The sequence below is a fragment of the Kineococcus glutinatus genome, from assembly GCF_039542765.1.
In the GTDB taxonomy this organism is placed as follows: Bacteria; Actinomycetota; Actinomycetes; order Actinomycetales; family Kineococcaceae; genus Kineococcus_A; species Kineococcus_A glutinatus.
Genome location: NZ_BAABIL010000012.1, coordinates 1 through 3,512, shown reverse-complemented (window position 1 = coordinate 3,512; position 3,512 = coordinate 1). Strand labels below are relative to the sequence as shown.

Here is a 3,512-nt window from a genome sequence, read left to right as displayed (position 1 = left end):
CCGAGGAGCCCGCGTGCCCGAGACCAGCCTGACCGTCGACCTCGAGGCGGGGACCGTCGAGCCCGCCCCGCACTACCGGCGGGTCCTGCTGAAGCTGTCCGGTGAGATGTTCGGCAACGGCAGCGTGGGCGTCGACCCCGACGTCGTCGCCCGCATGGCCCGCGAGATCGCCGTCCCGGTCCGCCAGGGCGTGCAGGTGGCCATCGTCGTGGGTGGCGGCAACTTCTTCCGCGGCGCGGAGCTGTCCCAGCGCGGCATGGACCGCACCCGCGCCGACTACATGGGCATGCTCGGCACCGTCATGAACTGCCTCGCGCTGCAGGACTTCCTGGAGCAGGCGAAGGTCGACACCCGGGTGCAGACGGCCATCACGATGGGGCAGGTGGCCGAGCCCTACATCCCCCGCCGCGCCATCCGGCACATGGAGAAGGGGCGCGTGGTGATCTTCGGTGCCGGCGCGGGCCTGCCGTACTTCTCCACCGACACCGTCGCCGCGCAGCGGGCCCTGGAGGTCCGCGCGGACGTCGTGCTCATGGCGAAGAACGGGGTGGACGGCGTCTACACCGGCGACCCCCGCTACGACACGACGGCCACGAAGGTCGACGCCATCACCTACGGCGAGGCCCTGCAGCGCGGGCTCAAGGTCGTCGACACCACCGCCTTCAGCCTCTGCATGGACAACCGGCTGCCCATGGTGGTCTTCGGCATGGAGGGACAGGGCAACGTCGCGGCCGCGCTGCGGGGTGAGAGGATCGGCACGCTGGTCACCGCGGGGTGAGCCCCGCCCGGCCGGTACGACGCTCGCGGTGGACGAAGGGACGACAGTGATCGACGACACCCTCCTCGAGGCCGAGGAGAAGATGGACAAGGCGATCGACGTCGCGAAGGAGGACTTCGCGGGCATCCGGACGGGACGAGCCAACGCCGCGATGTTCCACAAGATCCTCGTCGACTACTACGGTGCGCCGACGCCGCTGCAGCAGCTCGCCTCCTTCCAGATCCCCGAGGCGCGCTCGGTGCTCATCACCCCGTTCGACCGGGGTGCGATGGCCGAGATCGAGAAGGCGCTGCGCAACTCCGACCTCGGGGTCAACCCGGGCAACGACGGTGCCGTGATCCGCATCGTCCTGCCGCAGCTGACGGAGGAGCGGCGCCGCGACTACATCAAGCTGGCCCGCACCAAGGCCGAGGACGCCCGCGTCTCCATCCGCAACATCCGCCGCCGGGCCAAGGAGGAGCTGGACCGCATCGTCAAGGACGGCGAGGCCGGCGAGGACGAGGTGGTGCGCGCGGAGAAGGAGCTCGAGGGCGCCACCAAGCGGCACGTGGACGTCATCGACGACCTGCTGAAGAACAAGGAAGCCGAGCTGCTCGCGGTGTGAACGGGGCGGTCCCGCCGGCTCCGGCCGGCCCCCCGGGTACCGCCCGCCGCCCCCGGGCCGGCCGCAACCTGCCGGTCGCCATCGGGGTGGGGGTCGCGCTCGGGGCCGTGTTCGTGGCCAGCCTGCTCATCCGCAGGGAGGCCTTCGTCGTCGTCGCGACGGTGGCCTGCGCCGTCGCGGTGCGGGAGATGGCCCTGGCCTTCCGCGCCCACCACCTCGACGTGCCCGTGCCGCCGCTGGTGGCCGGGGCGGTGGCGATGCTGCCGGCCGCCTACGTCGGCGGGGTGGAGAGCCTCTTCGTCGCGCACGCGCTGACGGTGGGGGCCCTGCTGCTGTGGCGTCTCGGCGGGCACCCCGCCGCGCGGGGCCCGGAGACCGGGCTCGCGCGGGTGCCCGCGGTGCGCGACGTGACGGCCGGGGTCTTCATCGCGACCTACGTGCCCTTCCTCGCGGGTTTCGCGATGCTCATGCTCGCCGCTCCCGACGGGCCGTGGCGGATCTTCGTCTTCGTCCTGCTCGTCGTGGCCAGCGACATCGGCGGTTTCGTCGCCGGGGTGCTGTTCGGCAGGCACCCCATGGCCCCCACCGTCAGCCCCAAGAAGTCCTGGGAGGGCCTGGCGGGCTCCCTCGCCCTCGGTGCGGCCGCGGGTGCGGTCTCCGTGCCGCTCGCCCTGCACGGGCCGTGGTGGGCCGGTGCGCTGCTGGGGCTGGCCGCGGTGGTCAGCGCCACGGTGGGGGACCTGTCGGAGTCGTTGCTCAAGCGGGACCTCGGCATCAAGGACATGAGCGACCTGCTGCCCGAGCACGGGGGGATCATGGACCGCCTCGACTCCATCCTGCCCACCGCACCCGTCATCCACCTGGTGCTGCTGGCCGCGGTGTCCCCACCCGGGCCGTGAGGTCCGCGTCGCGACGTGCGAGCGCCGCGCCGTGCGACCATGGGAACACCATGGCTGCTGACCCGACGGCGACCGACACCACCGCCCCCACCACGCCTGCGACCGCCGCGACGGGCGACGCGCCGCGCCCTCCCCTGCCGCTGGCCCCCGCCGGGCCCGGTCGCCTCGTGATGACCGCGCCCCGGCGCGGCAAGCCGCCGCGGCACCTGTCCGACCTGGAGCCGGGCGAGCGCGCCGCCGCGGTCGCCGAGCTGGGCGAGAAGCCGTTCCGCGCCAGGCAGCTGGCCACCCACTGGTACGAGCGCCTCGAGGACGCCCCCGAGCGCATGACGGACCTGCCCGCCGCCAGCCGCGACCGGCTGGCGGGCGCGCTGCTGCCCACCCTCCTGACGCCGGTGCGCACCCAGGAGTGCGACGGCGGCACGACGGTCAAGACGCTGTGGCGGCTGTTCGACGGCGCCCTCGTGGAGTCGGTGCTCATGCGCTACCCCGACCGCGCGACGGTGTGCATCTCCAGCCAGGCCGGCTGCGGGATGAACTGCCCCTTCTGCGCCACCGGCCAGGCCGGCCTGACGCGCAACATGTCCACCGCGGAGATCGTCGAGCAGGTGCTCGCCGCCGCCCGCGCGCTGCACCGCGGCGAGGTCGCCGGCGGCCCGGGCCGGGTGAGCAACGTCGTGTTCATGGGCATGGGCGAGGCGCTGGCCAACTACAAGGCCGCCGTCGCCGCCATCCGCCGGCTCACGCAGCCCGCCCCCGACGGCCTGGGCATCTCCGCGCGCGGCGTGACGATGTCGACGGTGGGCCTGGTACCGGCCATCGACAAGCTGGCCGGCGAGGGCGTCCCCGTGACGCTCGCCCTGAGCCTGCACGCCCCCGACGACGAGCTGCGCGACGAGCTCGTGCCGATCAACACGCGGTGGAAGGTGGGCGAGACCCTCGACGCCGCCCGCCGCTACTTCGAGGCCACGGGCCGGCGCGTCAGCATCGAGTACGCCCTCATCCGCGACGTGAACGACCAGGCGTGGCGGGCGGACCGGCTCGGCAAGCTGCTCAACGCCCGCGGTCGCGGCTGGGTGCACGTCAACCCCATCCCGCTCAACCCCACGCCGGGCTCGCGGTGGACGGCCAGCGACCCGGCGGTCGAGCGCGCCTTCGTCGCAGCCCTGCAGGCCCGCGGCGTCCCCACGACGGTGCGCGACACCCGCGGCCGCGAGATCGACGGGGCCTG

General features: G+C 73.7%; 4 protein-coding genes. All 4 read left to right on the top strand.

The window, feature by feature from the left end:
• The first annotated feature begins 13 nt into the window (after positions 1-13).
• Positions 14-778 (top strand): UMP kinase, encoded by a 765-nt coding sequence (pyrH, locus tag ABEB16_RS01050; RefSeq protein ID WP_425560069.1) that lies wholly within the window; start codon positions 14-16, stop codon positions 776-778.
• 46 nt (positions 779-824) lie between these two features.
• Positions 825-1,382 (top strand): ribosome recycling factor, encoded by a 558-nt coding sequence (gene frr / locus ABEB16_RS01045; protein ID WP_345710426.1) that lies wholly within the window; start codon positions 825-827, stop codon positions 1,380-1,382.
• Entirely contained in the window at positions 1,379-2,281 is a 903-nt protein-coding gene (locus tag ABEB16_RS01040) for a phosphatidate cytidylyltransferase (RefSeq protein WP_345710424.1), read from the top strand. Before frr ends, ABEB16_RS01040 begins: the two co-directional genes overlap by 4 nt.
• A gap of 50 nt (positions 2,282-2,331) precedes the next feature.
• On the top strand, positions 2,332-3,512 hold a 1,181-nt coding region (gene rlmN, locus ABEB16_RS01035), incomplete at its 3' end, for a dual-specificity RNA methyltransferase RlmN (protein WP_425560068.1).